A 5948-nucleotide genomic window follows, 5' to 3' on the forward strand; every position below is an offset into this window, starting at 1 on the left:
CCGTGTCGGCATAGCGACCGAAGGCGTCCACCGTCACGCGCGACGTCCAGCCGCCGCGGTCTTCCAGCGCCTGCGGCAGGTCCCAGTGGAAGAGGGTCACCCACGGCTCGATGCCGTGTTTCTTCATGCTGGCGAAGAGGCGGTGATAGAAGTCCAGGCCGGCCTGGTTCAGCTCACCGTCGCCGTTCGGGTAGATGCGCGGCCAGGCCAGCGACAGGCGGTAGTGCTTGAGCCCCAGCGACGCCATCAGCGCGAAGTCCGCGTCGAAGCGGTGGTAGTGGTCGCAGGCGACGTCCAGGGTGTCGCCGTCGTGCACCTTGCCGGGCTGGCGGCAGAAGCGGTCCCAGATGGATTCGCCCTTGCCGTCCTCGAAGGCCGCGCCCTCGATCTGCGGCGCGGCGGCGGCAACGCCGAAGAGGAAGTCGGCAGGGAAGGGGCTGGCGTAGGTCAAGGTGAGGTTGTCTGTCAAGGAGCCATCCTGCGGCAATGGGGCGGTTGCGACGATGCCGCGGATGAAATCGGAGGAGCTAGAGGCAGTCATAGCGATCCAGGAGAGGGAGAGTGCTCGGCCGTCAGGGCGTCAGCCACGGGGTCAGGGTCGCTGTCAGGCTGCGAGCCCATATTTCATAGCCTTGCGGGCTGAGGTGCAGCCAGTCGGGCAGGATGTCTTTGGAGAGTGTGCCGTCCGGATTCGCGAGCGCGCGGCCGATGTCCAGGAAGACGATCCGGCGGCCATCGGCCAACGCGGGCAGCAGCGCATTGATCCTGTCGTTGTGCCTGCGGGTCAGGTCGTCGGGCTTCTCGCCGCGTGGGAACAGGGCCAGCAGCAGCACCTTGGCCTGGGGCTGGCGCTTGCGGATCTCGTCGAGGTTCTTCTGGATACCAGCCACCGTGAAGGCCGGGTCTTCCAGCCGGTCGCCGGTGTTGTTGGTGCCGATCATCATGACGACCGCCTTCGGCGCCATGCCGTCCAGCTCGCCATGCTGCAGTCGCCACAGCAGGTTTTCGGTGCGGTCGCCGCCAAAGCCTAGGGCGACGGCGTTGTGCTTCGCAAAATGCGTTGCCCACGCAGCCTTGCCTTCGTTCTCCCAACCCTGTGTGATGGAGTCGCCAAGGAAGACGAGGTCCACGCGCCGGCCCGCTTCGCGATGAGCCTTGATCTCGGCGAGCTTCTGTTCATGGCGCGGCAGCCACCAGTCCGCGGCCCAGGATTCCTGCAGCCGTTCGGGCGTGACGGACTGGGTGCGGTAGTCGGGGCAGGCGGTGGTCGCCTTGCCATTTTTGTTGATGCGCAGGTGGGCAATCTGCAGCTCGCCGTTGCCCGTGCCTTCCAGCGCGAAGGGCACGTTGACGGCGCTGAAATCGTCGCCCTCGCGCCAGAAGCACTTCAACGCAAAGGACAGGTGCTGACGGCCTTTGCCGATCAGCTCTCGGCCGGCGAACAGGAAGGGGATCTTGCRCTCGCAAGGAAACGCCGGGYCGTCCCAAGTTTCCTTGGCCCCCTCGGGGGGTGGGCTGGGCGCAGCCCGGCTTTGGGGGCGTCCACGGCCATTGCCGCAACCCAGCTTGAACTTCATGCCACCATGGGCGAGATCGATGACATTCAAGTCGAATTCGACGGTGCCTTCGGCCAGGTAGGGCCGCAGGTCCAGCGGCGGGCCGTCCTGCCAGCGGGCCTGGGCGATCCAGGAGTTGCTGAACTGCAGCGTCAGCGCACCGTCAGCGCTACGGCGGGCCGCGACGTGGCTGTCCGGCACGCGTGGGTTGGCGGGCTTGGGCACGGTGACGCGGTCGCCGACGAGCTTGGCCTCGCCCTCGAAATCGGTGACGGCGATCTGCCAACCCTTGGCGGGGCGGCCAACGTCCAGGTCCAATGACTGCGCTGTCATTGGGAGCAGGGCAGCGAAGGCGAGCAGGAAGCGATTCATCATCAGAGCAAGTCTTGAGACGACAGCGTGCGCGACTGGCCGGGCTTGAGCTTCAGTGCGACGACGCGCTCGCCGATGCGAACGCGGCCGCCGCCCGCGCCGGCCACCGAGCGTACGGTGGCGCTCTTGATGCGACCGTTTGCCCAGGCGATGTCGACCTCGAAGCCGCCACGTGCGCGCAGGCCCTTGACCGAGCCCTCGGGCCAGCTGGCAGGCAGCGCGGGCAGCAAGTCGATGACGCCGTCCTGTGATTGCACCAGCATTTCGGCAATGGCGGCGGTCGCGCCGAAATTGCCGTCGATCTGGAAGGGCGGGTGGGTGTCGAAGAGGTTGGGGTAGGTACCGCCCTGGTTCACCTCACCACCGGTGCGGGCGGCCCGGGCACCCGGCGTGGCCAGCAGACCGCGCAGCAGCGTGTGCGCATGGTCGCCGTCGCGCAACCGCGCCCAATAGGCCATCTTCCAGGCCATGGACCAGCCGGTGCTGACGTCGCCGCGGGCCTCCAGCGTCTTGCGCGCCGCTGCGGCCAGCTCGGGCGTGCGCGCCGGAGAAATCTGCCGGCCGGGGAAGAGCGCGAACAGGTGCGAGACGTGGCGGTGCGTGTCCTTGGGCGTGTCCAGCACAGCGTCCTTGAGCTCGGCCTGCCATTCCAGCAACTGGCCCCAGCTGCCCACACGCGGGCCGGCGAGGCGGTCGCGCAGCGAGGCGGCATGGTCGCGCGCGGCACGGTCGCCGAGCGCGTCGGCGGCCTGCACCATGTTGTCGAAGTGGTCCCACAGGATCTGCTGGTCGTAGGCGACGCCGTCCTGGATGGGGCCGTGCTCGGGCGACCAGCCGTTGGGTGCTACCAGCTTGCCGTCCGCCGTCTCCGCCAGCCGGTCTTCCCAGAACTCGCCGACTTCCTTCAGCACCGGCCAGGCCACGTCACGCAGGAAGGCCTTGTCCTGCGTGAAGGCGTAGTGCTCCCAGAAGTGGCGGGCATACCAGGCGTTGCCCGTCATGTTCCAGAGGTAGGTCTGGGCGCCGAAAGGATTGGTCGCCGTGCGCAGCGCCCAGCCGCGCATGGGCCGGGCCTGCTGTGGAACCGCCGGGCCGCCCCAAGGTTCCGCAACCCCCTCGGGGGGCGGGCTGGACGCAGTCCGGCCCTGGGGGCGCACTGAAGTCAGGAAGGTCTCGATGGGCGGCTGCACCGAGTTGTCCCACGGGGGCGTCTCGGCCGGCAGGGCCTTCGGGTCTTTCAGTGCCAGCGCGGCGCGTTCGGCGACGGGCCGGCGCCATGCGGGAATCAGGTTCTGCACGAAACGGTGCAAGGGCCGCGCCGTCTCTGCCAGATTGGTCGGCTCGGCCGGCCAGTAGTTCATCTGCAGGTTGATGTTGCTGTGATAGTCCGCATTCCATGGCGGCGTCAGGCTGTCGTTCCACAGGCCCTGCAGGTTGGCGGGCAGGGAGTCCCGCGAGCTGGAGACCAGCAGGTAGCGGCCGTACTGGAAGTACAGCGCCTCCAGCTCGGGGTCGCCGCCGTCCCGGGTGTAGGCGGCCAGGCGGGCGTCGGTCGTCAGCGCCCGGCGCTCAGGCGGACTGGTGCCGAGGTCCAACTGCACGCGGCCGAGCAGGCCTTTGACGTCGGCCTCGTGCTCCGCCTGCAGCGCCGGCCAGGATCTGGCGGCGGCCGCGGCGACCTGGGCCTGCACGCGTGGCAGCGGCGCCGGGCCGTCGACACGGCCGTCGGCATGGCTGGTGCCGGCGCCGAGGACGACAGTCAGCGCGTCGCAGCCGCGGAACACCAGGGTGTTGCCGTCCACCGTCACCGAGCCGCCTTCCGGCACGACGCGCAGCTGGCTCGCATAGGCCAGGCCGTTGGGCAGGCGGCCGGTGGCGGTGAGGGCGGTGCCCACCGCGGTGAGCGCCGCGCCGTGCCGGTCGGCCAGCGTGATGCGGCCGTTGTAGCGGCCCGGCTGGTCGGCGCTGAGGCGCCAGGCGATGACCTGGGCCGGTTGGCTGGCCAGGGTTTCGCGCGTGAAGCCGGCGCCGGCCTGGCGGTAGCTCAGGCGGTGCCGGGCGTGTTGCAGGTCGAGCTGGCGGCGGTAGTCGGCCACGGGCGCGTCGGCGCCGTCGAGTTCGAGCACCACGTCGCCAAACGCCTGATAGGCGCCCAGCGCCTGGGCATCACCCGTCCACAGCGTGATGTCGTTGAACTGCAGCCGGTCGCGGGCGACCTGGCCGAACAGCATGGCGCCGATGCGGCCGTTGCCGATCGGCAGGGCCTGCTGCTCCCAGCCCTGCGCCGTGTCGGCTGCGGGGCGGTCGTAGCGCAGCACCAGCTCGCCCGCCTGCAGTGGCAGGGCGAGGCAGCAGGCGAGCAGCGTTGCAGCGGCCCGCAGTGATCGGAGGCTCTGCTTCATGGGCTCAGCGCGGGCGGCCCATCTTGACCTTGAGCATGACGGGCTCGGCGGGCAGGTTCAGGCCGTAGTCGACCTGGTCGCCGTTCCAGACGCGCTCCATGACCCAGCGCCCCTGGTCGTCGAAGMGGCCCTGCTCGGTGCGCAGCATGAAGCCGTTCTGGCCCGGYGCTGCCTCCATCCGCACGCGGGTGCGTTGGCCGATGACGAGGAATTCGTCGTCGCCGATCTGCGCGATGGCGACGCCGCCGCCGGGTTGCTCGGTGCCAGCGGGGAACTTGTCGGTCATCTTCCAGCTGGTCTCGCCGAACTGCCATTCGCGATAGCTCAGCTTCGCGACCCAGCCGGGGAACTCCAGCAGCTGCGGCTTGCGGYCATCGCTCTCGGCGGCGCCACGCGTGCGGCCATCAAAGGCCCATTGCGCCCATTGCCGCTGGATCGGGGCGAACATCTTGAAGACGCGAGCGAAGGGCTCGACCATCTCGCGGTCGGTCGATGTGGAGCCGAGCGGGAAGTTGCTGTAGTTGAAGTAGTCTATGCCGAACGGCGCCACGCCGAGGGCGCCGTGCCCGAGGACGGGGTAGAGGTAGCGTCCGTAAGCGGCCGCGTTGCCGATCTCGGGCACCCACAACGCGTTGTCGACGCGCTGGAACAGGCGCAGGTTGGCGTTCACCTGCTCGAACTCGGGCCGATAGATGTCGGGCGCGACGATGTCGAGCGCGGGTGCCGCGGCCTTGTAGATGTCGATGACGTCCCAGGTCGGGCCGCCACTGGCGAAGTCCTTGTTCCAGGGCTTGGGCGGCTGGTCCAGCGGGTTGCGCAGCGCGTTGTTGACGTACATCGGCAGGTCGTAGACGGCTTTGCCGGCCGCGGCGATGTCGCCGATGTAGCGGGCGATGGCCCAGGCGTGGAAATATTCGTCGGCGTAGTCGCCGTAGACGGCGCGCCAGTTGCCGCTTGCAGCACCCGGCACGACGGCCTTCTTGCGTGCCAGCACGGCGGCGGGCACCGGCTGCGCAAAGGCCGCCTCGGCCGCCTTGCCGAAGTCGCGCACCAGGCCATAGGTGCCGACTTCATTCTCGACCTGCACCATCAGCACGGTGCGCTCGGCCGAGTCGATCTTCTTGAGATGCGCCATCAGCGCGACGAAGGCGCGCTTGTCGGCCTTGAGCGTCTCGGTGCCGAAGGGGCTGAGGCTGTAGTTGGACTTGCCTTCGCGGTCGACGTTGAAGGGGAAGCGCTTGGGGTCGAGCTTGACCCAGGCGGGCGTGTACTGGGCGCTGGTGTTCTTCCAGGTGGCGAACCACAGGATCACCAGGCGCTGCTTCTGTCGGCGCGCCTCCTTGACGAGGGTGTCGACGAAGCTGAAGTCGAATTTTCCTTCCTCGGGCTCGACCTGCTCCCAGGCCACCGGCATCAGCACGGTGTTGGCCTTGACGTCCTTGGCCGCGTCCCAGACGGGCTTGAGCGCGCCGGGGTAGTTGCTGGAGTTGTGCGCCTGCGCGCCCAGCATCAGGAAGGGCTTGCCGTCCACCAGCAGTGCGTGGCGGCCGTCGCGCGTGACGAGGCGGGGCGCCTCGGCGGCACCGGCGGCTTGCAGGGAGAGCAAGCCGGCCAGCAC

General features: G+C 68.9%; 4 protein-coding genes. All 4 read right to left on the bottom strand.

Annotated features, from left to right (window positions below):
* The coding region (locus ACXJKR_RS22060) for a glycoside hydrolase family 1 protein (RefSeq protein WP_457324635.1) at positions 1–469 on the bottom strand (469 nt) is incomplete at its 3' end.
* Positions 470–572: 103 nt separating this feature from the next.
* Positions 573–1931 (bottom strand): GDSL-type esterase/lipase family protein, encoded by a 1359-nt coding sequence (locus tag ACXJKR_RS22065; protein ID WP_457324636.1) that lies wholly within the window; start codon positions 1929–1931, stop codon positions 573–575.
* Positions 1931–4330 carry a glycosyl hydrolase family 95 catalytic domain-containing protein gene (locus tag ACXJKR_RS22070; RefSeq protein ID WP_457324637.1) on the bottom strand — a complete coding sequence of 800 codons (2400 nt, stop codon included), beginning with the start codon at positions 4328–4330 and terminating at the stop codon, positions 1931–1933. The genes ACXJKR_RS22065 and ACXJKR_RS22070 overlap by 1 nt, the downstream gene beginning before the upstream one ends.
* 4 nt (positions 4331–4334) lie before the next feature.
* A partial coding sequence (locus ACXJKR_RS22075; protein WP_457324638.1) for a DUF5597 domain-containing protein occupies positions 4335–5948 on the bottom strand: 1614 nt, incomplete at its 5' end.

This window comes from Roseateles sp. P5_E11, assembly GCF_054049355.1.